The 24675-nt window shown below is 66.0% G+C and carries 22 protein-coding genes; 15 read left to right on the top strand and 7 right to left on the bottom strand.

The window, feature by feature from the left end; genetic code table 11:
* The first annotated feature begins 97 nt into the window (after positions 1-97).
* Genes ArtHe_RS06110 through ArtHe_RS06100 form a run of 3 tightly spaced genes read left to right on the top strand, consistent with a single transcriptional unit; the run spans position 98 to position 1629 of the window.
* The gene (locus tag ArtHe_RS06110; RefSeq protein WP_248319193.1) at positions 98-490 is read left to right on the top strand and encodes a DUF3099 domain-containing protein; all 393 of its coding nucleotides are present in this window, start codon (positions 98-100) and stop codon (positions 488-490) included.
* Positions 487-738 (top strand): hypothetical protein, encoded by a 252-nt coding sequence (locus ArtHe_RS06105; RefSeq protein ID WP_066297898.1) that lies wholly within the window; start codon positions 487-489, stop codon positions 736-738. The genes ArtHe_RS06110 and ArtHe_RS06105 overlap by 4 nt, the downstream gene beginning before the upstream one ends.
* On the top strand, positions 739-1629 hold the full coding sequence (locus ArtHe_RS06100; RefSeq protein ID WP_248319192.1) for an SURF1 family protein: 891 nt from the start codon (positions 739-741) through the stop codon (positions 1627-1629).
* 75 nt (positions 1630-1704) lie between these two features.
* Here the strand turns inward: ArtHe_RS06100 and ArtHe_RS06095 are convergent, their stop codons facing one another.
* Positions 1705-3303, bottom strand: coding sequence for an ABC-F family ATP-binding cassette domain-containing protein (locus ArtHe_RS06095; RefSeq protein ID WP_248319191.1), 1599 nt, complete (start codon positions 3301-3303; stop codon positions 1705-1707).
* Positions 3304-3499: 196 nt separating this feature from the next.
* Here ArtHe_RS06095 and ArtHe_RS06090 point away from each other — a divergent pair, with 196 nt between their 5' ends.
* The 3 genes from ArtHe_RS06090 to ArtHe_RS06080 all read left to right on the top strand — a co-directional run bounded on the left by ArtHe_RS06090 (position 3500) and on the right by ArtHe_RS06080 (position 5554).
* Positions 3500-4120 carry a biotin transporter BioY gene (locus tag ArtHe_RS06090; RefSeq protein ID WP_248319190.1) on the top strand — a complete coding sequence of 207 codons (621 nt, stop codon included), beginning with the start codon at positions 3500-3502 and terminating at the stop codon, positions 4118-4120.
* The gene (locus tag ArtHe_RS06085; protein WP_248319189.1) at positions 4120-4836 is read left to right on the top strand and encodes an ABC transporter ATP-binding protein; all 717 of its coding nucleotides are present in this window, start codon (positions 4120-4122) and stop codon (positions 4834-4836) included. The genes ArtHe_RS06090 and ArtHe_RS06085 overlap by 1 nt, the downstream gene beginning before the upstream one ends.
* Before the next feature lie 64 nt (positions 4837-4900).
* Entirely contained in the window at positions 4901-5554 is a 654-nt protein-coding gene (locus tag ArtHe_RS06080; RefSeq protein ID WP_248319188.1) for a CbiQ family ECF transporter T component, read from the top strand.
* 71 nt (positions 5555-5625) lie between these two features.
* Here the strand turns inward: ArtHe_RS06080 and ArtHe_RS06075 are convergent, their stop codons facing one another.
* From ArtHe_RS06075 to ArtHe_RS06055, 5 genes are all read right to left on the bottom strand, one after another.
* Positions 5626-5955 carry a metal-sulfur cluster assembly factor gene (locus ArtHe_RS06075; protein ID WP_066297911.1) on the bottom strand — a complete coding sequence of 110 codons (330 nt, stop codon included), beginning with the start codon at positions 5953-5955 and terminating at the stop codon, positions 5626-5628.
* A gap of 36 nt (positions 5956-5991) precedes the next feature.
* Complete coding sequence (gene sufC, locus ArtHe_RS06070) at positions 5992-6762, bottom strand: Fe-S cluster assembly ATPase SufC (RefSeq protein ID WP_066297914.1); 771 nt, start codon at positions 6760-6762, stop codon at positions 5992-5994.
* 63 nt (positions 6763-6825) lie between these two features.
* On the bottom strand, positions 6826-8181 hold the full coding sequence (sufD, locus tag ArtHe_RS06065) for a Fe-S cluster assembly protein SufD (RefSeq protein ID WP_248319187.1): 1356 nt from the start codon (positions 8179-8181) through the stop codon (positions 6826-6828).
* Positions 8181-9656, bottom strand: a complete 1476-nt coding sequence (gene sufB, locus ArtHe_RS06060) for a Fe-S cluster assembly protein SufB (protein WP_066297916.1) — start codon at positions 9654-9656, stop codon at positions 8181-8183. The genes sufD and sufB overlap by 1 nt, the downstream gene beginning before the upstream one ends.
* Entirely contained in the window at positions 9656-10417 is a 762-nt protein-coding gene (locus tag ArtHe_RS06055) for a helix-turn-helix domain-containing protein (RefSeq protein ID WP_248319186.1), read from the bottom strand. Before ArtHe_RS06055 ends, sufB begins: the two co-directional genes overlap by 1 nt.
* 149 nt (positions 10418-10566) lie before the next feature.
* On the opposite strand from ArtHe_RS06055, the gene ArtHe_RS06050 reads away from it, so the two are divergent.
* Genes ArtHe_RS06050 through ArtHe_RS06040 form a run of 3 tightly spaced genes read left to right on the top strand, consistent with a single transcriptional unit; the run spans position 10567 to position 13264 of the window.
* On the top strand, positions 10567-11526 hold the full coding sequence (locus ArtHe_RS06050) for an ABC transporter ATP-binding protein (RefSeq protein WP_248319185.1): 960 nt from the start codon (positions 10567-10569) through the stop codon (positions 11524-11526).
* Positions 11523-12266 (top strand): ABC transporter permease, encoded by a 744-nt coding sequence (locus tag ArtHe_RS06045; RefSeq protein ID WP_248319184.1) that lies wholly within the window; start codon positions 11523-11525, stop codon positions 12264-12266. Before ArtHe_RS06050 ends, ArtHe_RS06045 begins: the two co-directional genes overlap by 4 nt.
* A gap of 5 nt (positions 12267-12271) precedes the next feature.
* The gene (locus ArtHe_RS06040) at positions 12272-13264 is read left to right on the top strand and encodes a COX15/CtaA family protein (RefSeq protein ID WP_248319183.1); all 993 of its coding nucleotides are present in this window, start codon (positions 12272-12274) and stop codon (positions 13262-13264) included.
* 1771 nt (positions 13265-15035) lie between these two features.
* On the opposite strand, the gene ArtHe_RS06035 is transcribed toward ArtHe_RS06040, so the two are convergent.
* Entirely contained in the window at positions 15036-15932 is an 897-nt protein-coding gene (locus ArtHe_RS06035) for a heme o synthase (RefSeq protein WP_066297928.1), read from the bottom strand.
* A gap of 453 nt (positions 15933-16385) precedes the next feature.
* Here ArtHe_RS06035 and tkt point away from each other — a divergent pair, with 453 nt between their 5' ends.
* From tkt to pgl, 6 genes are read left to right on the top strand one after another with little or no spacing between them, the layout of a single operon-like run.
* Entirely contained in the window at positions 16386-18575 is a 2190-nt protein-coding gene (gene tkt / locus ArtHe_RS06030) for a transketolase (protein ID WP_248319691.1), read from the top strand.
* A gap of 23 nt (positions 18576-18598) precedes the next feature.
* The gene (gene tal, locus ArtHe_RS06025) at positions 18599-19714 is read left to right on the top strand and encodes a transaldolase (protein WP_248319182.1); all 1116 of its coding nucleotides are present in this window, start codon (positions 18599-18601) and stop codon (positions 19712-19714) included.
* 5 nt (positions 19715-19719) lie between these two features.
* Positions 19720-21342 carry a glucose-6-phosphate isomerase gene (locus tag ArtHe_RS06020; protein WP_248319181.1) on the top strand — a complete coding sequence of 541 codons (1623 nt, stop codon included), beginning with the start codon at positions 19720-19722 and terminating at the stop codon, positions 21340-21342.
* A gap of 3 nt (positions 21343-21345) precedes the next feature.
* Positions 21346-22890: a glucose-6-phosphate dehydrogenase gene (zwf, locus tag ArtHe_RS06015; protein WP_066297941.1), complete on the top strand. Its 1545-nt coding sequence runs from the start codon at positions 21346-21348 to the stop codon at positions 22888-22890.
* Positions 22887-23822: a glucose-6-phosphate dehydrogenase assembly protein OpcA gene (locus ArtHe_RS06010; RefSeq protein WP_066297943.1), complete on the top strand. Its 936-nt coding sequence runs from the start codon at positions 22887-22889 to the stop codon at positions 23820-23822. The genes zwf and ArtHe_RS06010 overlap by 4 nt, the downstream gene beginning before the upstream one ends.
* Positions 23819-24622: a 6-phosphogluconolactonase gene (gene pgl / locus ArtHe_RS06005; protein ID WP_248319180.1), complete on the top strand. Its 804-nt coding sequence runs from the start codon at positions 23819-23821 to the stop codon at positions 24620-24622. Before ArtHe_RS06010 ends, pgl begins: the two co-directional genes overlap by 4 nt.
* Positions 24623-24675: the final 53 nt, after the last annotated feature.

The following is a 24675-nucleotide window of genomic DNA, read 5'->3' as shown; positions in this document are numbered from 1 at the left end:
TGGGGTCAGATGAGTAAGTTCCGATCCTATCGGCGCCCGGGTCAACTTCAAGAACTACGCGGGCAGTGGGATAATAGAAGGACCTGTTTGGAGAATCATGAAAAAGGCTACCCGCCGCGGCGGCCACATCCCGCGGATTACGGATGCCCCCACGGCCCACACTGACGAGATGCACTCGCGCATGGTCAAGTACACCGTGTCCATGAGCATCAGGCTCGTGTGTCTTTTCCTGCTCTTTTTTGTTCATGGCTGGATGATGTGGGTGGTGATCGCCGGAGCTGTCGTACTGCCCTGGTTTGCCGTCGTGATTGCCAACGGAGGCAGCGACACCCGCAACATGGAGGGCTCTGATTCCGTGTACCACGAGGCTCCACAGCCGCAGTTGGAGGCCCGGCAGGTACAGGATTCCGCCGAGACGACTGTCCTCCACGGAGAAATTATCGACGACGACGGCCAGTCCGGCCGGGGCAAGGCAGAGCCGCACGCATGAACCTGCTTGACCAGTTATCCGGCGGCGCCGCCTCAGAAGACCGCGCCCGCTGTTCCCGCAAAGGCTGCCGTGCCGACGCCGCCTGGCAGCTGCTCTGGAACAATCCAAAGATCCACACTCCTGAGCGGAGGAAGATCTGGCTTGCCTGCGGAGAACACCGCGGCTGGCTGGAAGAGTACCTGCAGGTCCGGTCCCTGTGGAAAGAAACACTGCCCTTGGGGCCGGTTACTGAAAGCGACGCGCCATAAATGTATAAGTTCCTCCTGTCCAGCCGCTGGCTCGGCTGGTTGGCCCTCGTGTGCGCACTGGCGGCGGTCTGTGCGTATCTGGGCACCTGGCAGCTGGAGCGCCGGGATGCCATCCGAGAGGACATCGGCTGGGTGGAAACCAACTACTCGGCCGAGCCCGTTCCCTTCGAGGAAGCGGCCGGGTACTTCCAGGAATTCGATCCCTCGGCCGAGTGGCTGCCCGTGGAGCTGACCGGGACCTATGACACGGCCAATCAGCGCATCGTCCGCAACCGTCCGCTGAACGGGCGGCCCGGCTACGAGGTGCTGGTACCGCTGAAGCTTGCGGACGGGACCGCCGTCGTCATCAACCGCGGCTGGCTGCCCATCGGCGACAACGAAGCCGGCTGGCCGGACGAGATTCCCGGTGCCCCGGCAGGAGAAGTCACCGTGACCGCCCGCCTCAAGCCCGCGGAGCCCACCCTGCTGCGTGGTGCCCCCGCCGGCCAGCTGGCGTCCATCGACCTCACTGAATACGAACGCCAGGCCGGATATCCGCTGCAGACCGCCGCGTACGGCCTGATGGACACCGAAGATCCCGCCCCTGAAACCCGCCCGGAGGCCGCGCCGAAACCGTCCGTGGATGAAGGGCCGCACCTTTCGTACGCCCTGCAGTGGTACGCGTTCGGACTGCTCTTTTTCGTGGGGCTGGGCTATGCCGCCCGCCAGGAAGCCTGGAACCGGATCGAATCCGGCGAGGATGAAGAGTGGGATGAAGAGGACTGGGAGGACGACGAGAACGAGACTTACTCGGCAGCTCCGGCACCCCGGCGCACCCGTCCCGTCCGTAAACGCAGGAATCCTACGGGCGAGGAAGAGGAAGACGCGATCCTCGATGCCCAGGGGTTCTAGAACCGCCCGGCATATGCAAAGAGGCCGCTGCGCTCCGAAAGGAACGCGGCGGCCTCTTCGTCTGCCGGGACGGAATCAGGCGAGGGTCACCAGGTCCAGGTAGTCCTCGTTCCAGTGGTCTTCGTCGCCGTCCGGCAGCAGCACCACCCGTTCCGGGTTCAGGGCCGAGACAGCACCCTCATCGTGGCTGACCATCACCACGGCGCCGGAGTAGTTGCTAAGTGCGCCCAGGATCTCCGCGCGGGAGGCGGGGTCCAGGTTGTTCGTCGGCTCGTCCAGGAGCAGGACGTTGGCAGAGGACGCCACGATCGTAGCCAGCGCCAGGCGGGTCTTTTCACCGCCGGAGAGCACGCCTGCGGGCTTGTCCACGTCGTCACCGCTGAACATGAAGGAGCCCAGCACGCTGCGGACCTCGGCGTCATCCATGTCCGGCGCCGAGGAGCGCATGTTCTCCAGCACGGTCCGCTCGGTATCCAGGGTTTCGTGCTCCTGGGCGTAGTAGCCGACCTTCAGGCCGTGCCCCGGAATGATCCGGCCAGTGTCCGGTTTGTCCACTCCGGCGAGCATCCGGAGCAGCGTCGTTTTGCCGGCACCGTTCAGGCCCAGAATGACTACCTTGGAACCACGGTCGATGGCCAGGTCCACATCCGTGAAGATCTCCAAGGACCCGTAGCTTTTGCTGAGTCCCTCCGCCATCATGGGCGTTTTGCCGCACGGCGCCGGGTCCGGGAAACGAAGGGCTGCAACGCGGTCCGAGGCACGGACGGCGTCGAGTCCGCTCATCAGCCGGTCAACACGCTTGAGCATGCTCTGTGCAGCGGAGGCGCCCGAAGCGCGGGCCTTCATCTTGTTGGCCTGGGCCAGCAGGACGCCGGCCTTCTTCTCGGTGTTGGCACGTTCACGCTTGCGGGCGCGCTCATCGGTCTCGCGCTGGATCTTGTAGCGCTTCCAGTCCATGTTGTAGATGTCAATGGTGGCCCGGTTGGCGTCCAGGCTGAACACCTTGTTGACCGTTGCTTCCAGCAGCTCGGTGTCGTGGCTGATGACGATCAGTCCGCCGGTGTGGTTCTTCAGGAACTCACGCAGCCATGCGATGGAATCCGCGTCGAGGTGGTTGGTCGGTTCGTCCAGGAGCATGGTCTCGGCGTCGGAGTAGAGGATCCGGGCCAATTCCACGCGGCGCCTCTGCCCGCCGGAAAGCGTCTTAAGGGGCTGGTTCAGCAGCCGGTCCGGAAGGGCCAGGTTGGCGCAGATGGTTGCTGCTTCAGATTCCGCAGCGTAACCGCCGGCAGCGAGGAACTCTGCCTCAAGCCGGTCGTAGCGGTTCATAGCCTTCTGCGAGATCTTCGGATCGTCGCTGGCCATTTCGTCCTGGCACTTCTTGAGCTGAGCCACGACCATGTCCAGTCCGCGGGCGGAGAGGATGCGGTCACGGCCAAGCTGTTCCATGTCCGGGGTCCGCGGATCCTGCGGAAGGTAGCCGATATCTCCGGTGCGCTTGATGTGCCCGTTGGCGGGAAGCGCCTCGCCGGCCAGGACCTTGGTCAGGGTGGTCTTGCCGGCGCCGTTGCGCCCGACAAGTCCGATCTTGTCTCCCTTGTCCACACGGAATGAGACCGCTTCCATGAGCAGGCGTGCACCGGCACGAAGCTCGAGATCAGATACGGCAATCACTAAGGGGGACCTTTCGAAGGGGGTGGGGTTGTGAAGAAAGCTGCCTGGGCAGCCTTTCAAGTCTACCGGTCCCACGCGGTTTGTAGGAACCCGACAAACAGATTGCCGCCTGGGCGCCGCTAATGTCGGAACTGCCAAGGAAAAATGCGCACCACCTCACATCAGGTGTTGTAGGACCCCGACGAAATGAGCCGAAATGTCCGCCGTAAAAGATCCCGCGGTACGCCGCCCCCGCCGCACCCCATGGACGGCCACCGATCTGTCCTACATTGCTGTCTTTGCTGCCCTCACGGCCGCATTTTCGCTGCTCCCCGGGATTCCGTTGGCGGCCGGTGTTCCCATTACGCTGCAGACGCTGGCAGTAATGCTGGCCGGGCTGATCCTCGGTCCGCTGCGCGGAGCGGCGGCTGTGGGGCTGTACCTTGTGGCGGGTCTGGCCGGGTTGCCGGTCTTTAGCGGCTTCAGCGGCGGCCTGGGTGTGCTGGCTGGTCCTTCTGCCGGATATCTGCTCTCCTTTCCCCTGGCGGCGCTGGTGGTTGGGCTGATTTCCCGCGCCGTCCTGCGCCGGTTCCGCAGGGCAAGGTTCGCGGCCCTGTTTGGCGCCGGCCTGGCCACCAGCTTCCTGGTCATCCACCCGCTCGGCATCGCCGGCATGATGCTTAACGCCAAGCTCCCCTTCGCCGCAGCGGTGGCAGCGGACATGGCGTTCTGGCCCGGTGACGTGATCAAGAACCTGGCCGCCGCTGCCGTGGCCATCAGCGTGATTGCGGCATTCCCCCGGCTGGTACCCAACCGTCCGGCACCGGCCGCACTCTGATGCCCACCGTCGTTTTCGCGGCCGCCGGTGTCCTGGCGCCGGACGCCGGCACCGGACCGCAGGCTGTTCCCCGCCCGATCCTGCACCCGGTCAGCCTGGAACTCACCGAGCGCCGGGTGGCGGTGATCGGGGCCAACGGCTCGGGGAAGTCGACGTTCCTGCGCCTGATCAACGGACTGCTCCTGCCCTCCAGCGGAACCGTCAGTGTTGATGGTGTGGACACCGCACGGAACGGTTCCCGGGTGCGGCGGCAGGTCGGATTCGTCTTCACCGATCCGCTGTCCCAGCTGGTGATGCCGACTGGCCGCGACGATGTTGAACTTTCCCTGCGCCGCAGCATCCGTGATCCCAGGGCCCGCCGCGCGTCAGCCGAGCAACGCCTCGGGTCCCTGGGCCTGCTGGAGCTTGCGGACCGCAGCATCTATGACCTCTCCGGCGGTGAGCGGCAGTTGATGGCCCTGGCCTCGGTCCTGGCGGTGGAGCCGGCGGTGCTGGTGGCTGATGAACCAAGCACCCTGCTGGACCTGCGGAATACGGCGCGGCTGCGTCAACTCCTCGCTGCACTCCCCCAGCAGGTTATCTATACAACCCATGACCTGGATTTCGCTGCCGACGCAGACCGGGTGCTGGTCATCGACGACGGACGGATCGTCTGTGATGCCGGCCCCGAAGAGGCCATCAGCCGGTACCGGTCCCTGGCACTGGGGATCCGGTGACGTGCCGCGCTGCGGGCCCAGGCAGTGAACCGGCGCCTAGGACCGAGACAGGCGGTGACACGGCATGAGGAACCGGGATGCGCTGCTCGGCGCCTACGTCGCCGGGAGCTCAGCGGTGCACCGGGCGCCGCTGGCAGTGAAGGCTGCCGCCGTCGTCGTCCTGTCCATCCTGACCCTCGCCCTCGCAGCCCTGCCGGCGACCGCGGCGGCCGCTGTGCTGACAGCCGCCGCCTACGCCGCTGCCGGCCTGATGCGTGAACTGCCGCGTCCCCTCGCGGTGATGTGGCCTGTCCTGGTGCTGATCGCGGCGGTTCAGCTGTGGACCGTGGACGCCGCGGCTGCAGTGGTGACGGCGGGGAACATCCTGGTCTGCGTGGCTGCGGCCAGGCTGCTGATCCTGACCGTACCCGTACCGGAGCTCCTGGACGGTGTTGTTGCGCTGGTCCGGCCGCTGCGGGTGTTCGGAGCCGATCCGGAACGCTTCGGACTCGCCCTGGCACTGATGATCCGCAGCCTGCCTTACCTGCTCGGATCGGCGGCGGATGTGCGGGGGTCGGCAAAAGCAAGGGGCCTGGAGCGGAACCTGCGGGCACAGGCCGTCCCGGTGGTCATCCGGGCGGTGGCGTACGCCCAGCAGACCGGGGACGCGCTGGCAGCCCGCGGAATCGGGGAGCCCGGCGGGGCTGAACCGGATGAGGCTGACCCGGATGTGGCATAAGTCCAGGCAGGCAAAAGGGCGGACACCCATCAGGGTGTCCGCCCTTTCTGCGTACTGCTGGCCGGTGAAGCCTAGATGTTGAAGCCCAGGGCCCGCATCTGGTCACGGCCGTCGTCCGTGATCTTCTCCGGACCCCACGGCGGCATCCAGACCCAGTTCAGCCGGAACTCGTCGACAACGCCCTCAAGTGCCTTGCCGGTCTGCTCCTCGAGGACATCGGTGAGCGGGCAGGCGGCGGTGGTAAGCGTCATGTCGATGAGCAGGGCACCGTCGTCGGCGTACTTCAGGCCATAGAGCAGGCCCAGGTCAACGATGTTCACCCCCAGCTCAGGGTCAATGACGTCCTTGAGGGCCTCTTCGACATCCTCCAGGGATGTCTGGGCCAGATTGGCGTCAGTCATGTTCTGCTCCTGTTCCTCAGGCTCGTGCGGTACAGCCTAGGCGCTGACGGCGCCGGTCTTGGCGAACCGGTCGTAGCCTTCTTCTTCCAGGCGGTCGGCAAGCTCAGGGCCGCCCTGCTCGGCGATCCGGCCGTCCACAAACACGTGCACGAAGTCCGGCTTGATGTAGCGCAGGATCCGCGTGTAGTGCGTAATCAGCAGGGTACCCATTTTGCCATCAGCGTGCTCGCGGTTCACGCCTTCGGAGACAACCTTCAATGCGTCAACGTCCAGGCCGGAGTCCGTCTCATCGAGGATGGCGAACTTCGGGTGGAAGAGCTCAAGCTGCAGGATCTCCACGCGCTTTTTCTCGCCGCCGGAGAAGCCTTCGTTGACGTTGCGCTGGGCAAAGTCAGCGTCGATGCGCAGCTGGCCCATGGCCGTCTTGACGTCCTTGGTCCAGTGGCGCAGGGACGGAGCTTCGCCGTCCAGCGCGGTCTTGGCGGTCCGCAGGAAGTTGGTCATGGTGACGCCGGGAACCTCGACCGGGTACTGCATGGCCAGGAACAGACCGGCGCGGGCGCGCTCGTCAACGCTCATCGCCAGGACGTCTTCGCCGTCCAGCGTGATGGTGCCGCTGTCCACGGTGTAGCGCGGGTGGCCGGCGATGGTGGAGGCGAGGGTGGACTTGCCGGAGCCGTTCGGCCCCATGATGGCGTGGGTCTCGCCGGTCTTGATGGTGAGGCTGACGCCCTTCAGGATCTGCTTCTTGACACCCTGTTCGGTCTCAATGCTGACGTGAAGGTCCTTGATTTCAAGAGTGGACATGCGTAGTTTCGCTTTCTCTTTGCACGCTGTTGGTGCGGTCTGCGGGTTTCTTCGGAGGAGGTGCTAGGCCTCGACGGCGGCGAGCTCACGCTCGACGGCGGCCGTAAGGCGCTCTTCCAGTTCCGGAACCTTGATCTGCTGGATGATTTCATTCAGGAAGCCACGCACGACGAGGCGGCGTGCAACGTCCTCCGGGATGCCCCGGGCCATCAGGTAGAACAGGTGCTCGTCGTCGAAGCGGCCGGTGGCGCTGGCATGGCCGGCGCCTTCAATCAGGCCGGTCTCGATCTCGAGGTTGGGCACGGAATCGGCACGGCCGCCGTCGGTCAGCAGCAGGTTGCGGTTCACCTCGTAGGTGTCCGTTCCTTCGGCCTCCTTGCGGATCAGCACGTCGCCAACCCAGACCGTGTGCGCGTCCTTGCCCTGCAGTGCGCCCTTGTACATCACGCGGGACTTGCAGTTCGGGACGGCGTGGTCAACGAAGAGGCGCTGTTCCAGATGCTGGCCGGCGTCTGCGTAGTAGAGGCCGAACATCTCCACCTCACCGCCGGTGGCAGTGAACCTGGAGGACGGGGTGACCCGCACCAGATCGCCGCCGAGGCTGACCACAACGTGCTTGAAGCGGGCGTCGCGGCCGATCCGGGCGTACTGTGCCGAAGCGTGCACGGCGTCATCGTCCCAGTCCTGGACGCTGATGACGGTGAGCTCCGCGCCGTCGCCGACGAGGATCTCCACGTTCTGGGCCAGCGTGGCGGAGCCCTTGTGATCCAGGACCACAACAGCCTTGGAGAAGGCTCCGGCCTCAATGACCACGTGCTGGGCTGCAGGATCAATTCCCGCACCGGTGATGGTGAGGGTGACAGTGCCTTCGGCCTGGGTGTCCTTGGGGATGCTGACCAGGGTGGCTTCCGTGAAGGCCTCCCAGGCAGCTGCTGCCACCAGGTCCTCGGGGATGCCTGCGGTGCCGATCCGGGCATCATCGCGGCCGATGCCGGCCACGGTGACCGACTCGGGAGCGACGACGGCGACCTCCGGGGCGGTGCCCGTCAGTTCTGCTGTGTGCAGTCCGCGCAGGCGCTTGAGCGGGGTGAACCGCCAATCCTCTTCACGGCCGGTGAGCTTGCCGAAGTCGGCCCGGTGGAAGGAGGTGGGGCGGCCGGCGCGTGAGCTGTCCGGAATGCCCGCACCGGCACCGTGGCTGTGGGACTTGCTGCTGTCGCCGCCCAGGACGGGAGAAGAATCGTTCAGCGGGGAAAGGTTTTCGCCTTCCTCGGTGAAACCGTCAATGCGGACACGGCGTTCGCCCGAAGGTGCACCGATCCGTGCCTTGACGCCCTCCACTGCACTGCTGACCTTTTCGGCCACGGTTTCAGCGATGTTTTCGGCTGCGTTTACTACGGTGTCGTTGAGCTTCGACATTAACCGACGGCTCCTTCCATCTGGAGTTCGATGAGGCGGTTGAGTTCAAGGGCGTATTCCATCGGCAGTTCACGGGCGATCGGCTCAATAAAGCCGCGCACGATCATGGCCATTGCCTCGTCCTCGGGAAGGCCGCGTGACATGAGGTAGAACAGCTGTTCTTCGCTGACGCGCGAGACAGTGGCCTCGTGGCCCATGGTCACGTCGTCTTCGCGGATGTCCACGTACGGGTACGTGTCGGAGCGGGAGATGGTGTCCACCAGCAGGGCGTCGCAGCGCACGGTGTTAGCCGAGTTCTTGGCGCCTTCGCGGACCTGGACCAGGCCGCGGTAGGCTGCCCGGCCGCCGCCGCGGGCCACCGACTTGGAGATGATCGAGCTCTTGGTGTTCGGTGCGATGTGCACCATCTTGGAGCCCGTGTCCTGGTGCTGGCCCTCGCCGGCGAAGGCGATGGAGAGCGTCTCGCCCTTGGCGTGCTCGCCGACCAGGTAGACGGCCGGGTACTTCATGGTGACCTTGGAACCGATGTTGCCGTCGATCCACTCCATGGTGGCGCCTTCGTGTGCGATGGCACGCTTGGTCACCAGGTTGTAGACGTTGTTGGACCAGTTCTGGATGGTCGTATAGCGGACGCGGGCGCCCTTCTTCACGATGATCTCGACGACGGCCGAGTGCAGCGAGTCCGAGGTGTAGATCGGCGCCGTGCAGCCTTCGATGTAGTGGACGTAGGAATCCTCGTCGGCGATGATCAGCGTGCGCTCGAACTGGCCCATGTTCTCGGTGTTGATCCGGAAGTAGGCCTGCAGCGGGATCTCCACGTGCACGCCCTTGGGGACGTAGACGAAGGAACCGCCGGACCATACGGCCGTGTTCAGCGACCCGAACTTATTATCGCCCACCGGAATGACGGTGCCGAAGTACTCCTGGAAGATCTCCGGGTGTTCCTTCAGTGCGGTGTCGGTGTCCAGGAAGATAACGCCCTGGCGTTCCAGGTCTTCGCGGAGCTGGTGGTACACAACCTCCGACTCGTACTGCGCTGCGACGCCGGAGACCAGGCGGCCGCGCTCAGCTTCGGGGATGCCGAGCTTTTCGTACGTGTTGCGGATGTCCTCGGGCAGGTCTTCCCAGGTGTTCGCCTGCTTCTCGGTCGAACGCACGAAGTACTTGATGTTGTCGAAGTCGATGCCGGAGAGATCTGCGCCCCAGGTCGGCATGGGCTTGCGGTCGAAGTACTTCAGGCCCTTCAGCCGGATGTCCAGCATCCATTCGGGCTCATTCTTCTTCGCCGAAATGTCGCGGACAACCTCCTCGGAGAGGCCGCGGCGGGCGTTGGACCCGGCTACGTCGGAGTCAGCCCAACCGTACTCATAGGTACCGATCCCCTCGAGCTCGGGGTTCTTTTCCAGAATGTCTGAAATTACGGAATCGGGCACCGTTGCGGGTGCCTCCGCCTTCCGGGTTACTTGATCCGTCATCACGGCCTTTCTTGCTGATGAGTGGATGTGGACTGGGTTGCGGCGCCCACCGGCTGGTGCGGCGCAGACATGGAACGGCCCACGGGAATGTGGGTCGTACAGACGTGCCCGCCGCGGGACAGCGTGGACAGCCTGCGCACGTCCACTCCCAGCAGCCGGGAAAAAACTTCGGTCTCCTTGTCACAGAAGACAGGGTAGGCGCTTGCCAGCGCCTGAATCGGGCAGTGCCCCTGGCACAGCTGGATGCTCAGCAGGGTGCTGGGGGTCCGGCTGGTGCCGATCATGGTGGTGGATCCGACGAACCCGTCCTTGGTCAGCAGGGCGGCCAGGGCCTCGGCCCGGTCTTCAATAGCCGGCCCGGCGGCGTCGAGCACCGGACGGTAGCGGTCCTCCATTTTCTGGAACCGCGCCGCGGCGAAAGCCTCAATGGCCTCGGGGCCGGCGGCCTTCCCCAGCTCCCGCAGCGCTTCGGTGGCGATGGTCAGGTAGTCATTGCCAAGGTAGGACTGGCCCTGGTGGCTCACCACGTAGCGCCGTGCCGGGCGGCCTGCGCCCGAGCCGGGGCTGCTGACGCGCTTGACCTCGATGAGGCCTTCCCGCTCCAGCGTATCGAGGTGTCGGCGGACCGCCGCCGGAGTGAACCCCAGCTGCTCGCCGAGTTCAGCGGCGCTGACAGGGCCGCGCTCCAGGACGGCTCCGAGCACGCGGTCCCGGGTGCGCTCGTCCGGCTCCCGGACAACTGTGGTGGGGGCGGTGTTCACCGCCCCTGGGGTCTCCGTCTCAGAACTCTTCACTGAATACACAACACAATCATGACCTAATCCATTCCTCCAGGCTACTAAGGGCAGGCTTCCCCGAAGACGGGGCAGCAGGTCATGCGGCGTGACTGGACTACTACCTAACGTAGAATATGGGCGTGCCTATCGACGAACCGTGCCTGACCATCCATGGCCTGATCCGGGACCGCGGTCCTGTTCCCGGCCTGGACGGCAAAATGATCCGGGTCCTGGCCGGCGTCGACTTCACCGCCAGGCGAGGCCAGGTCACCGCCCTGCTGGGCGCCAACGGCGCCGGCAAAACCACCACCCTCGAATGCGCCCAGGGGCTTCAGCCGATCGACGGCGGCGAGGTCCGGCTGCTGGGCCGCTCGCCCTACGGTGCCGGTGCTGACCTGCGCGCCCGCGTAGGCGTGATGCTGCAGGACGGCGGGCTGCCGCCGTCGGCCCGTCCCGTGGCACTGCTGCGCCATGTCGCCCGGATGTACGCGGATCCCCGCGATGTTGATTCGCTCGTGGACCGCCTGGGGATCGGCAGCTTTGCCAACACCGGAATCCGGAGGCTCTCCGGCGGCCAGCGGCAGCGGGTAGCCCTCGCCGCCGCGCTGGTGGGAAACCCCGAGGTCCTGTTCCTGGATGAACCCAGTGCCGGGCTCGATCCGCAGTCCCGCCAGATCGTGTTCGACCTGATTCAGGAACTCCGCGCCGAGAACCTCGGCATCATCCTCACCACGCACCTGCTCGACGATGCGCAGAAGCTTGCGGACTACGTCTACATCATCGACGCCGGCCGCACGGTCGCGCGGGGAACCGTGGCAGAGCTGACAGCGCGGACGGAGGATCACGCCTCCGGCCGGGAACTGACCTTCGAAGCCCCGCCCGGACTGGCTGTGTCTATCCCCTCGCTGGCGCACCTCGCCCTCACCGAAGAAAGTCCGGGGCGGTACGCACTGCGCGGCGAAATCTCCCCCGCAGACCTGGCGCACCTGGCCGGCTGGTGGCTTGAAGCCGGGATCCTGCCGGACAGTATCCACATGGCGTCGCGGACGCTGGAGGATGTATTCCTCGAACTCTCCGGAAGGGAGATCAGATGAGCGCCCCAGCTTCCTTGGCCGTCCGGGTTATCAACCAGGGTAAATATGAAGCCGGCACCATGCTGCGCAACGGCGAACAGCTGGTGCTCGCCGTCGTGCTTCCCCTGCTGGGACTGATCGCGCTCAGCGTGACACCCATCCTCGACGCCTACGGCCCGTCCCGGGTGGACACCGCCACCCCCGGAATCCTGGCGCTCTGCGCCATGTCCACGGCTTTCACCGGCCAGGGAATTGCCACCGGGTTCGACCGGCGCTACGGCGTCCTGCGCTTCCTTTCCACGACACCGCTGGGCCGGGCCGGGCTGATCGCCGGTAAGGTCATTGCCGTACTGTCCGTCCTGGCCATCCAGGTCCTGCTGGTGACGGTTATCGCCGTGTTTATGGGCTGGCGTCCCTCCCTGCCGGGGATTCCCCTGGCGCTGCTGCTGCTGGTACTCGGTGCGGTGGCCTTCACCGCACTCGGCCTGCTCGTGGCAGGGACCGTCCGGCCCGAAGCGACGCTGGCCATCACCAACCTGCTCTGGATCCTGCTGGCAGGCCTTGGCGGTATCATCATTCCCTCGAACAGCCTCAGCGCAGGCCTCGAGCCGTATGTCCAGCTGCTTCCCTCGGCGGCTCTGGGCGATGCGCTGAGATCAGCCCTGATCGATACACAGTTCAATCTTCCCGCCACGTTTATCCTGCTGGCGTGGACAATCCTGGGCGGCCTTGCTGCCGTCCGCTGGTTCAAATGGAGTTAGCCCCCGTGCCGAAGACACCCGCACCTGCCCCAGCCGCCCGAAACCCGGAGCCCACCACAGCTCCCGCGACGAGCCGCCTGGTCCGTTCCCTGGCGGTCGCCACCCTGGCCGCCAATATCGGGATCGTCGTCACCGGCGGCGCCGTGCGCCTCACCGCTTCCGGGCTGGGCTGCCCGGAATGGCCGCTCTGCACCGCCGATTCCCTGGTCACGACCCCGGAGATGGGCGTCCACGGCATCATCGAATTCGGAAACCGGCTGCTGACCTTTGTGCTGGCAGCGATTGCCTTCGCCATGGTGGCCTCGGTCTGGAAATCACGGTCCGCACGCCCGGACCTGTTCTGGCTCTCGGTGGCTGCCCTGGCCGGTATCCCGGCCCAGGCCCTCATCGGCGGGGTCACCGTGTGGACGGACCTGAACCCCTGGGTGGTGGGCCTGCACTTCATCGTCTCGATGGCCATTATTGGCGTGGCAGTTGCCCTGGTGAACCGGGCCTGGCTGAGCTCAGATCAGCTTGGTTCGGGTCATGCCCCGCTGGCCGGCGCAACCCTGCGTCCGGTGGTCTGGGCCATCGCTGTCCTCTCCGCGGTCACAGTGGTCCTCGGCGTGATTGTGACCGGTTCCGGCCCGCATGCCGGAGACCACGGCGCTGCCCGCAACAACCTCGATCCCGACCTGATGACCCGCTTCCACGTGGTTCCGGTCTACCTGCTGGTCTTCACGACCGCCGTCGCCCTGTACCTTGTCTACCGCCGTGCCGCCGACCCCCGGCTCAAGCGCGCCCTGGTCATCTTTACGGCGGTGCTGCTGGCTCAGGCCGTGATCGGCTACACGCAGCACTTCCTGCACCTTCCGATCGCTCTGGTGGCCCTGCACATGCTTGGTGCCTCGATGATGACCGCGGCTGCTGCAAACGTTGTGTACACCGGACTTTCGCGGAAGGTTCCGGGCGGATCGGGCGCCAGCCTCCCTGCTGCCTCCGCATCTGCCCAGGGCTGACGGCCCGGACGGCCTGCCGGCTGGGTCGCCGGCTCACCGGCTGTTCCGGTTGCTGCTCTAAAGGGCTTCCCCGTGTCAGGGCCTCCCCGCGTCTCGGCCTCCCCGCGTCTCGCGGGGAGGCCCTTCTCGTTAAGGGGGTGGGGTCCGGGGTGGGACTGGGGCTGGGGGTTGAACCTGTGTGGGTGAACGTTTCCTGCCCGGGAGTTTGGGGGCGTGAATCGCCCGGCTGAACACTCCTGTCCGGGGGCTACGTGGCATGGGACGGCTAGCTTGGGGGTGGACGGCGGGCGTGGAGCGTGCGGCTGAACGTGCCCGGCTGAACGTCCGGGATTACGGGCTGCGGGTCTGCGGGTCTGTGGGGCTGAAGCTGCCTGGCTGAACCTATTGGAACACAGGCTTCGGGCTTCGGGCCTGCGCGGCTGAAGCTGCCCGGCTGAACACATTGGATTACGGGCTTCGGGCTGGTGGGGGCACCGCGTTTCCGCACCCCAAGCGGGGTCCTGATTCCGTCCGCCGCGCACTGTTCTCTTTCGCGGCGACTCTTTCCCGGCGACGCTCCCACGAGGTGGTTCGGCACTACGTGGCTGGCGTTGCTGCTGAGACCCCAGCAGAAACGTCAGCCCCACCCGGAAGCATTGAGTCGCCGAGGTTCCCACCAACTGTTACCTCTGTTGCTGGTGAGTCCCCTGAAATCACTTCCGTAACGATGCGTGGGAAACCGTGCTGTGGACCGGTGTACCCGTTGATTCGCCGACCCGCGGACCCTCGGACCCGTGGATCCGTCGGCTCTCGACCTGCGCACCCCGAACCTGCCGGGCCGTGGTCGAAAAGGACCAAACCGCCTTCGAAAGGGACCGGGACGGAACACCATCTGAACACCAACGCTCAACCAGGGGAACCGGGCCGCAGGCTTCTGATTTGGCCGCGCTTACGACACGGGTTCCCACTCTTTGTCCACTCCTGAGGCTGGAGTGACCCCACCAGCCTCAGGACGCTACATAGAGTGGGAACCCGTGTCGTGGAGGATCGTGCTTGGGAGCCTGGGACGCAGGCTGAGAGGCTGAGGGCCTGGAAGATCTGGGCGAGGCTGGGCTGGGCTGGGGACGCTGAGGGTGGGAAGGTCAGAGTGGCTCAAAATGTACTGTCGCAGTCACGGCGGTGGCCTGTTGCGAACAGGTTCAGCAGGTCAAGGACGGGCTCAACAGCGGCGGTAGCGCCCAAGGACGGGCTCAACAGCGGCGGTAGCGCCCAAGGACGGGCTCAACAGCGGCGGTAGCGCCCAAGGATGGGCTCAACAGCGGCGGTAGCGCCCAAGGATGGGCTCAACAGCGGCGGTAGCGCCCAAGGATGGGCTCAACAGCGGCGGTAGCGCTCAAGGCCGGACTCGACAGTTGGGGTTCCGCCACAGCACGGGCCAGAACGTTGAGGCTGCTCCCGGCCGTCAAGCGGCTCGTCGCTCCCGCCGCTTCGGCCGTCGGCCTCCCGCCGCTCCGGCTCGTCGCTCCCGCCGCTTCGGCCGTCGGCCTCCCGCCGCTCCGGCCCGTCGCTCCCGCCGCTTCGGCCGTCGGCCTCCCGCCGCTCCGGCCGTCGGCCTCCCGCCGCTCCGGCCGTCGGCCTCCCGCCGCTCCCGCCGCAACGTCCGTCAACCCGTCCGTAGCAGGCCTATGCCTCCCCGCGTCATGGCCCGAAGGTCCATCGACGCCCGGTACGCACCGCCGGGGAGCCAGCACCGCCGCCCGGGGGGAAGACGCGGGGGGAAGTGAAGAACGGGCTAGAGGAGCGGGCCGCCGACGAAGGGGTCGATGGCGAGAGCCACAAAGAGGATTGTGAGGTAGCTGATCGAGCCGTGGAAAACCTTCATGGCGGACTTGTCGCTAACCTCGCCGCGCTGGGCCCGGGAGTGCAGGCGGTGGGTCTCGGCAAGGAACCAGATGCCGCTCAGGGCAGCACCGATGGTGTAGACCCAGCCGGCACCTCCGACAGGAACCAGGAGCAGGGAGCAGACCACGGTGGCGTAGGCATAAAGCACAACCTGCACGGAGACCAGCTTGGCGCCGGCCACGGCACCGAGCATCGGCACGGAGGCGTTGCGGTAGTCCTCGCCGTACTTCATGGAGAGCGGCCAGTAGTGCGGCGGCGTCCAGAGGAAGATGACCATGAACAAGATCACGGCCGGCCACTCGACAGTGTTGGTGACGGCGGCCCAGGCGATCAGGACCGGCATGCAGCCGGCGGCCCCGCCCCAGACGATGTTCTGGGTGGTGCGGCGCTTGAGGATCAGGGTGTACAGCACCACGTAGAGCAGGATGGCGCCGAGTCCGAGCAGCCCGGTCAGCGGGTTAGCACCGAACCACAGCAGGGCAATCGAGATGATTCCCAGCGCCCAGCCAAAGACCAGCGCCTCACGGGGGCTTACCTCGCCGGTGACCAGCGGGCGCTTCTCGGTCCGGCGCATCAGCCGGTCCATGTCGCGGTCGATGTAGCAGTTGAAGACGCCGGCACTGGCCGCAGCCAGCGCGCCGCCGACCATGGTTGCCACCATGAGCCAGACGGAGGGAATTCCGCCCTGCGCGAAGAACATGGTGGGAAGCGTGGTGACCAGCAGGAGCTCGATAACGCGGGGCTTTGTCAGTGCTACGTAGGCCCGAAGCTTACGTCCCGCGCTCATTTTTCCGGCATAGACCGGAACCTCGGCGGGGGCATGCTGCGTACTCACGAAACGATCACTCAGTCCTGTCTAGGTCCTGTCTGGGCCGGAAAAGTCCGAGTTCATCATAACCTCTATCCCCTGTAGAAAACGAAGCCCGCGGCCCGTTCCCGCGGTAACGTGGCCAGCTTCCGCTTTTCCTCCGGCAGGATCGCACGATACACCCGGAGAGATCACACGGTTGACGGTCACGATACGCCCAATGGCGGGCCCTTCGGGATAAGGTTGGAGCGGACATTCCCACGGAGCCGTCGAGCCCCGCAGGAGGAGCGCAGAGCCTGCTGTCCCGCAGGACCGCATCAGCGGCAGCGGATGAGCAGGAGGGCGCAATTGTCCGGTAACGATTCAGCACAAGGCTCCGGTGCTCAAGGCGCCGGTATCCCCGAAAGAGAGGGCCCGGTAAACGTGCCACATTTGGAAGAGCAGAACCTGACCTGGACCGAGACGGACAGCAAGGCAGTGGACACGGTCCGCGTCCTCGCTGCCGACGCCGTCGAAAAGGTTGGCAACGGTCACCCGGGAACTGCCATGAGCCTGGCTCCGGCAGCCTATCTGCTGTTCCAGAAACTCATGCGCCACGACCCGTCCGACCCGCACTGGATCGGCCGCGACCGGTTCGTCCTCTCCCCCGGCCACACGTCGCTGACGCTTTACATCCAGCTCTTCCTTTCCGGCTACGGGCTGGAACTCGATGATCTGAAGGCGCTGCGGACGTGGGGCTCCAAGACTCCCGGCCACCCCGAGTACCGGCACACTGACGGCGTGGAGATCACCACCGGTCCACTGGGCCAGGGCCTGGCCTCCGCCGTCGGCTTCGCCTTCGCGCAGCGCCGCCTGCGCGGGATGCTCGACGCCGGGGCTCCCGCCGGCGAGAGCCCCTTCGACCACACGGTCTGGGTCATTGCCTCCGACGGCGATCTCCAGGAAGGCGTCACCTCCGAGGCCTCCTCGCTGGCCGGGCACCAGGAACTGGGCAACCTCGTAGTGATCTACGACGAGAACCACATCTCCATCGAAGACGACACCGACATCGCCTTCACCGAGGACGTGCTCAAGCGCTACGAGGCCTACGGCTGGCACACCCAGCGCGTGGACTGGACCGCCAGCGGCGAATACAAGGAAGACGTGGCAGGCCTCTACGAGGCACTGATGGCGGCCAAGGCTGAGACCTCGCGTCCCTCGATCATCTCGCTGCGCACCATCATCGGATGGCCCTCCCCCAACAAGCAGAACACCGGCAAGATCCACGGTTCGGCCCTGGGCCGGGACGAGGTCGCCGCGCTGAAGGAAACCATGGGCTTCGACCCGGAGAAGTTCTTCGACGTTGACTCCGCTGTCCTGGAGCACGCCCGTGCGGCCGTCTCCCGCGGCGCCAAGGAACATGCCCTGTGGAACGAAGCGTTCACCGCCTGGCAGGAAACCAACCCGGAGGGCGCCGAGCTGCTCCAGCGGATCCAGGCCGGCAAGCTGCCCGCCGGCTGGGAAGCCTCCCTGCCCGAGTTCGCGGCAGGCAAGGACGTCTCCACCCGTGCCGCTTCCGGCAAGGTGCTGAGCGCCATCGGCCCGGTCCTGCCGGAGCTGTGGGGCGGTTCAGCTGACCTGGCTGAGTCCAATAACACCACCATCGAAGGAGCGCCCTCTTTCATCCCCGCAGGCAAGCAGACCAGCACCTGGTCCGGCGGCCCCTACGGACGGGTGCTGCACTTCGGCATCCGTGAGCACGCCGCTGCGGCCATCGTTAACGGCATCACGATGTCGAGCAACACCCGCGCGTTCTCCGGCACCTTCCTGATCTTCAGCGATTACCAGCGCCCCGCCATCCGCCTCGGCGCCCTGATGGGCGTTCCCTCCATCTACGTCTGGACCCACGATTCAATCGGTCTTGGCGAAGACGGACCGACGCACCAGCCGGTGGAGCAGCTGGCATCGCTGCGTGCCATCCCGGGCCTCGACGTCGTCCGTCCCGCGGACGCCAACGAAGTGGCCGTGGCCTGGCGCACGATCCTCGAAAACACGGAAAACCCCGCAGGCATCGTCCTCACCCGCCAGAACGTTCCCACCTGGGAACGGGGCACGGGTGTGGCGGACGCCGGTGCCTTTGGCTCTGCCGAAGGTGCTGCCCGCGGCGGCTATGTACTGGCCGAGGCCGTGCGCGGCGGCGAAGCCGTCACCCCGGATGTTGTCCTGATCGGTACGGGTTCCGAGGTCCAGCTGGCCGTCGCTGCCCGCGAAGCCCTGGCAGCCGAGGGAATCGCCGCCCGTGTGGTTTCCATGCCCAGCGTTGAGTGGTTCAACCGCCAGGACGCGGATTACCGCGAGTCGGTCCTCCCCCGCGGCGTCAAGGCCCGTGTTTCGGTTGAAGCCGGCATCGCCCAGGGCTGGCGCGAGTTTGTCGGAGACAACGGACGCATGGTTTCCCTGGAACACTTCGGCGCGTCAGCCGATTACAAGACCCTGTTCAACGAGTTCGGCATCACCGCCGACGCCGTTGCCCAGGCCGCCCGCGACTCCCTGGCTGCCGTCCGCGGCCAGGACGCCGCACCCGCCGGCACACCAGCCGCGCCTTCCGGCGCCGCGTCCACCAAGACCGGCGACCAGAAGTAAAACGGAACAAAAGGAGCACACCAATGACTTCCACCCCTACCGCCGCCCTCTCCGAGGCCGGAGTCTCCATTTGGCTTGATGACCTCTCGCGCGAAAGGATCACCTCCGGCTCGCTGAAGGACCTGATCTCCACGCGCAACGTTGTTGGCGTCACCACCAACCCGAGCATCTTCGCCGCTGCACTGGCGAACGGTGAGTCCTACGCGGCCCAGGTCCAGCAGCTGGCAGCCAGCGGCGCCGACGTCGACAAGGCAGTCTTCGAAATCACCACCGACGACGTCATTGAGGCATGCGACGTCTTCGCTCCCGTGTACAAGGCCACGAACGGCGTTGACGGCCGGGTCTCGATCGAGGTGGACCCCCGCCTCTCCCGCGACACCCAGGGCACGATCAACGAAGCGAAGGAACTCTTCGACAAGGTTGGGCGCAGCAACGTGCTCATCAAGATCCCGGCCACCCAGGAAGGCCTGCCGGCCATCTCGGCTGTCATCGCCGCCGGCATCAGCGTGAACGTCACCCTGATCTTCTCGCTTGAGCGCTACCGCGAGGTCATCAACGCGTTTATGGTGGGCATCGAGCAGGCCCGGGAGAACGGTCATGATCTCTCGAGCATCCACTCGGTGGCTTCCTTCTTCGTCTCCCGCGTCGACGCCGAGATCGACAAGCGGCTCGACGCCGTCGGGTCGGACGACGCGAAGGCACTCAAGGGCAAGGCCGGCCTGGCCAACGCCCGCCTCGCCTACCAAGTGTTCGAAGAGTCGTTCGCCACGGAACGCTGGCAGGTCCTGGCAGCAGCCGGCGCCAACGCACAGCGTCCCCTGTGGGCTTCCACCGGTGTCAAGGATCCGGCACTGCCGGACACCCTTTACGTCACCGAACTGGTGGCTCCCGGCGTCGTGAACACCATGCCGGAGAAGACCCTCGAGGCGACGGCAGACCACGGAAAGGTCACCGGCGACACCGTCACCGGCACCTACACCGAATCCGCGGCCATCCTCGACGCGCTGGACCGCCAGGGCGTTGACTACAAGGAGGTTGTCGATCTCCTTGAGGCCGAAGGCCTGGACAAGTTCGTCGTCTCCTGGGGCGAGCTGCTCGAGACCGTATCCACCGCGCTCAACGGCGCACGGGAGGCATAAACACCATGACGACACTGTCCTTTGAAGCGGCCGGGGCCGCCCGAGACGCTGTGGAAGCGAAGGTCCCTGGGCTTGTCCGCGACGAGGTCGCATCGCGGCTGCTCGCGCAGGACTCCACCCTGTGGGGCCCCGACGCCGAAGCTGAAGCCGCCATCCGGCTTGGTTGGCTGAACCCCTCGGAGCATTCCCGGCCGCTGCTGGGACAGATCCGTGCGCTCCGCGACGAACTCGCTGCTGAAGGGGTCACCCGCGTGGTCCTGGCCGGCATGGGCGGTTCGTCGCTGGCGCCGGAGGTCATCACCCGCACCGCCGGTGTGGACCTCACCGTCCTGGACTCCACCGATCCGGACTCCGTCGCTGCGGCCCTGGCCGAAGACCTCGCGGGGACCGTGATCGTGGTGTCCTCCAAGTCGGGATCCACCGTGGAGACCGACTCGCAGCGGCGTGCCTTTGAGGATGCCTTCACCAAGGCCGGAATCGATGCCGCATCACGCATTGTTGTGGTGACCGATCCCGGTTCCCCGCTCGACGGCGCGGCCCGCGAGGCCGGCTACCGGGCAGTCTTCAACGCTGATCCGAACGTTGGCGGGCGCTATTCGGCGCTCACCGCGTTTGGCCTGGTGCCCTCCGGGCTGGCCGGCGCTGATATCGAAGCCCTGCTGGACGCCGCCGAGGACACCGCTGAAATGCTGAGCGGCGACGATGCGGATAACATCGGGCTCGCGCTTGGCGCTGCCCTGGGCGGGACGGACCCGCTTCGGAACAAGATCGTGATCGTCGACGAAGATTCCGGCCTGGCCGGATTCCCCGACTGGGCTGAACAGCTGATCGCGGAGTCCACCGGCAAGCTTGGCACCGGGGTTCTTCCGGTCGCCGTTGAGCCGGGCGCCCCGGAAATCCTCAGCAGCGCACCGGACATCCTGGTCGTGCGGATCACCGCACCGGATTCCGATGCCCTTCCGGAGGGAAACCAGGTGGTTGTCTCCGGCAGCCTCGGAGCGCAGATGATGCTGTGGGAGTACGCAACGGCTGTTGCCGGGCGCCTGCTGGGAATTAATCCGTTTGACCAGCCCGACGTCGAAGCCGCCAAGAAGGCGGCCCGCGGCCTGCTGGATGCACAGCCCAAGCCGGCAGCACCGACGTTTGTTGACGGGGCCATCGAGGTCCGGGCCGATCCCGCGCTGCTCGGCGGTGCCGACACCCTCGACGGGGCGCTCCGTGCGCTCCTGCAGCAGCTCGGTGACGACGGCTACCTCAGCATCCAGGCTTACCTGGACCGGGCTGCCCAGGCACCGCTGGAACAGCTGCGGCCCGAACTGGCGCGGCTGACCGGCCGTCCGGTGACCTTCGGCTGGGGACCGCGTTTCCTGCACTCCACCGGCCAGTTCCACAAGGGCGGTCCGGCACAGGGTGCCTACCTGCAGATCACCGGGACGCCCTCCCAGGATGTTCCGATTCCCGGCCGGCCCTTTACCTTCGGTGAGCTGATCACCGCGCAGGCAGCAGGAGACGCCCAGGTCCTCGTCGACCACGGACGGCCTGTCCTGCGGCTTAATCTGCTGGACCGCGGCGTGGGAGCCGCCCAGCTGACTGAAACCATCAAGGGACTATCCAAGGACGGTAACTAGCTGATGTCCCATGAGCAAGACAACGGTTCCCCCAGCCCGTTGCGGGATCCGCGTGACCGGCGCCTGAGCCGGATCGCCGGTCCCTCTTCACTGGTAATTTTCGGTGTCACCGGAGATCTGGCCCGCAAGAAACTCATCCCGGCGGTTTACGACCTGGCGAACCGCGGCCTGCTTCCGCCCAGCTTTTCCATGGTCGGATTCGGCCGGCGGGAATGGAGCGACGCCGATTTCACCGCCTATGTGAAGGAAGCGGTGCAGGCGGGTTCCCGGACAGCGTTCAGCGAAAGTGTCTGGGACCAGCTGGTCGAAGGCATCCGCTTTGTGCAGGGCGGGTTCGACGACGACCAGGCGTTCGACAAACTCCGCACCACGCTCGAGGAACTGGACGCGAAGCGCGGCACCCGCGGCAACGTGGCGTTCTACCTGTCAGTGCCGCCGAAGAGCTTCGAGCAGGTATGCCAGCAGCTCTCCAGCCATGGACTGGCGGATTCGGCCGAAGGTCAGTGGCGCCGTGTTGTCATTGAGAAGCCGTTCGGCCATGACCTCCAGTCCGCCCGGGACCTGAACCAAGTGGTCGAGGCCGTCTTCCCTGCCGATTCGGTCTTCCGGATTGATCACTATCTGGGCAAGGAAACGGTCCAGAACATCCTGGCGCTGCGCTTCGCGAACCAGCTCTTTGAACCGATCTGGAACGCCAACTATGTTGACCACGTCCAGATCACAATGGCCGAGGACATTGGCATCGGCGGGCGCGCCGGCTATTACGACGGCGTCGGGGCTGCCCGCGACGTGATCCAGAACCACCTGCTCCAGCTGCTGGCGCTCACGGCGATGGAAGAGCCCATCTCCTTCGACGCAGCGCACCTGCGCGCCGAGAAGGAGAAGGTCCTGGCCGCCGTCCGGCTGCCCAAGGACCTCTCCACGCATTCGGCCCGCGGCCAGTACACCGGCGGTTGGCAGGGCGGCGAAAAGGTCACCGGGTTCCTGGAGGAAGAAGGCTTCAACCCGGAATCCAAGACCGAAACGTTCGCGGCGATCCGGCTGGACATCAATACCCGGCGCTGGGCCGGAGTACCTTTCTATCTGCGCGCCGGCAAACGGCTGGGACGCCGTGTCACCGAGATCGCCGTCGTTTTCAAGCGGGCGCCGAACCTCCTGTTCCGGGACCACGAAGAGGACGACTTCGGCCAGAATGCCGTCGTCATCCGCGTGCAGCCGGACGAAGGCGCCACGATCCGGTTCGGCTCCAAGGTGCCGGGAACCCAGATGGAAGTCCGGGACGTTTCCATGGACTTCGGCTACGGACACTCCTTCACGGAGTCCAGCCCGGAGGCCTACGAACGGCTCATCCTCGACGTCCTGCTCGGAGAACCGCCGTTGTTCCCGCGGCACGAAGAGGTGGAGCTGTCCTGGAAGATCGTGGATCCGTTCGAGGAATACTGGGCGTCACTGGATGAACAGCCGGAGCCGTACGCCCCCGGGAGCTGGGGCCCGCCCTCAGCTGCCGAACTGCTTGCCCGCGACGGAAGGACCTGGAGAAGGCCGTGATTGTTGAACTGCCAGACACCACCACTTCCAAGGTGTCGAAGAAGATTGTTGCCATGCGGGACAAGGGCGGTGTGGTGGCCCTGGGCCGCGTCCTGACCCTCGTCATCGTCGCAAAGCCCGATTTCGTGGAAGAAGCCATCGACGCGGCGAACGCCGCCAGCCGGGAACACCCCTGCCGGATCATCGTTCTGGTGGCAGGTTCACCGGATGAGCCCTCCCGGCTGGACGCCCAGATCCGCGTGGGCGGTGACGCCGGCGCCTCCGAGGTCATCCTGCTGTACGGCTACGGCGAGCTGGCTGCCGAGAGCGAGTCGCTGGTCTCGGCCCTGCTGCTGCCGGACGCGCCGATCGTGGCCTGGTGGCCGCACGGCGTCCCCAAATCCGCGGCCTCCACTCCCCTGGGCCGCATCGCGCACCGGCGCATCACCGATGCTGCGAATGAGGCGAATCCGAAGCAGGCGCTGCTGGACCTCAGCCACAGCTACCAGGCCGGCGACACGGACCTGAGCTGGACCCGGTTGACGCATTGGCGGATCCAGCTGGCAGCCGTGCTGGAGCAGAACGGCTCCAGCGGCATCCGTTCGATCACAGTGGAGGGAGCCTCGGATTCCGCGAGTACCTTCCTGCTGGCTGCCTGGCTGAAGAATGCCCTCCGCGTCCCGGTGGAAATCATCGAGGATAAGGCCGGCAGCGGCATGCGGCGGGTACGGCTGGAACGTGACGCCGGGATGATTGAGCTGTACCGGCCTGACGGCAGTACGGCCTACCTCACCCAGCCCGGGCAGCCCGAACAGCGGATAGCCCTGCCCCGGCGGAACCTGCACGAGTGCCTGGCCGAAGAACTCCGCCGGCTGGATCCTGACGAAGTATTCGGAGAAGTACTAACGCAGGGACTGGCTGCGTGCCTGATCCCGGAACGGATTGACGCATGAGGCAATTCCCCAACGGTGTGAGCATCCACCCTGACTTCGATGCCCTCTGCAGTGCTACTGCGGGCCGTATGATCACGAAACTGGTGGACGTGCAGAGCCGGCGGGGAGAGGCCACTGTGGTGCTAACCGGCGGGAGTGCAGGCATTGCGGTGCTGGCCGCCGTGGCAGCGGCCCCCGCACGTACCGCGGTGGACTGGAGCCGGGTGAACTTCTGGTGGGGTGACGAGCGGTTTGTTGCCGCTGACTCTCCGGACCGCAACGCCCGGGCGGCCTGGGAGGCCATGCTTGAGCCCCTGGGAGTGGACCCGGTGCGGGTCCACGAGGTTCCCTCCACCGAAGCCGCCAGCGACGTCGAAGCTGCGGCTGCCGTGTATGCCGGGGAACTGGCTGCAGTGGCCGCGGCAGAGGAGCTCGCGGCAGGGTTTGAGGAGATCGACCCGCGGCTTCCGCGGTTCGATGTCCTGCTCCTGGGGGTGGGGCCCGATGCGCACGTCGCCTCCCTGTTCCCGGAAATGGCCGGCATCCGCACCACCGGCGAGACCGTCGTCGCGGTGCGCGACTCCCCCAAGCCGCCGCCGGAGCGCGTGTCGCTGACGCTGGAAGCGATCAACACCGCCGAAGAGGTCTGGCTGGTGGTGGCCGGCGAGGACAAGGCCGGAGCCGTGGGCCTGGCCTTGGCAGGTGCCGGTCCGGTCCAGGTCCCTGCAGCCGGCGCACAGGGCCGGGCGAAGACCCGGTGGCTGGTTGACCAGGCGGCTGCTTCGCAGCTCCCGGACCGGCTGTTGGAGTCCGGGAACTAGGACTCCGGGAAAGGCCAGCTAAGACCTGCCGTTACCAGCATGAGAGTGGCCCC

This window comes from Arthrobacter sp. Helios, from assembly GCF_023167125.1.
Lineage (GTDB): Bacteria > Actinomycetota > Actinomycetes > Actinomycetales > Micrococcaceae > Arthrobacter_B > Arthrobacter_B luteolus.
The sequence above is the reverse complement of the archived record's forward strand: the minus strand, read 5'-3'. Positions and strand labels throughout refer to the sequence as shown.

What these genes read in the sequence shown, in the direction of transcription:
- ArtHe_RS06105 (WP_066297898.1), top strand. Translation starts at nt 487, where the DNA reads ATGAACCTGCTTGACCAGTTATCCGGCGGCGCCGCCTCAGAAGACCGC.
- ArtHe_RS06075 (WP_066297911.1), bottom strand. Translation starts at nt 5,955, where the DNA reads ATGACTGACGCCAATCTGGCCCAGACATCCCTGGAGGATGTCGAAGAG.
- pgl (WP_248319180.1), top strand. Translation starts at nt 23,819, where the DNA reads ATGAGGCAATTCCCCAACGGTGTGAGCATCCACCCTGACTTCGATGCC.
- ArtHe_RS06085 (WP_248319189.1), top strand. Translation starts at nt 4,120, where the DNA reads ATGCCCACCGTCGTTTTCGCGGCCGCCGGTGTCCTGGCGCCGGACGCC.
- ArtHe_RS06100 (WP_248319192.1), top strand. Translation starts at nt 739, where the DNA reads ATGTATAAGTTCCTCCTGTCCAGCCGCTGGCTCGGCTGGTTGGCCCTC.
- zwf (WP_066297941.1), top strand. Translation starts at nt 21,346, where the DNA reads ATGTCCCATGAGCAAGACAACGGTTCCCCCAGCCCGTTGCGGGATCCG.
- ArtHe_RS06045 (WP_248319184.1), top strand. Translation starts at nt 11,523, where the DNA reads ATGAGCGCCCCAGCTTCCTTGGCCGTCCGGGTTATCAACCAGGGTAAA.
- sufC (WP_066297914.1), bottom strand. Translation starts at nt 6,762, where the DNA reads ATGTCCACTCTTGAAATCAAGGACCTTCACGTCAGCATTGAGACCGAA.
- sufD (WP_248319187.1), bottom strand. Translation starts at nt 8,181, where the DNA reads ATGTCGAAGCTCAACGACACCGTAGTAAACGCAGCCGAAAACATCGCT.
- tal (WP_248319182.1), top strand. Translation starts at nt 18,599, where the DNA reads ATGACTTCCACCCCTACCGCCGCCCTCTCCGAGGCCGGAGTCTCCATT.
- ArtHe_RS06050 (WP_248319185.1), top strand. Translation starts at nt 10,567, where the DNA reads ATGGGCGTGCCTATCGACGAACCGTGCCTGACCATCCATGGCCTGATC.
- ArtHe_RS06110 (WP_248319193.1), top strand. Translation starts at nt 98, where the DNA reads ATGAAAAAGGCTACCCGCCGCGGCGGCCACATCCCGCGGATTACGGAT.
- sufB (WP_066297916.1), bottom strand. Translation starts at nt 9,656, where the DNA reads ATGACGGATCAAGTAACCCGGAAGGCGGAGGCACCCGCAACGGTGCCC.
- ArtHe_RS06020 (WP_248319181.1), top strand. Translation starts at nt 19,720, where the DNA reads ATGACGACACTGTCCTTTGAAGCGGCCGGGGCCGCCCGAGACGCTGTG.
- ArtHe_RS06090 (WP_248319190.1), top strand. Translation starts at nt 3,500, where the DNA reads ATGTCCGCCGTAAAAGATCCCGCGGTACGCCGCCCCCGCCGCACCCCA.
- ArtHe_RS06035 (WP_066297928.1), bottom strand. Translation starts at nt 15,932, where the DNA reads ATGAGCGCGGGACGTAAGCTTCGGGCCTACGTAGCACTGACAAAGCCC.
- ArtHe_RS06080 (WP_248319188.1), top strand. Translation starts at nt 4,901, where the DNA reads ATGAGGAACCGGGATGCGCTGCTCGGCGCCTACGTCGCCGGGAGCTCA.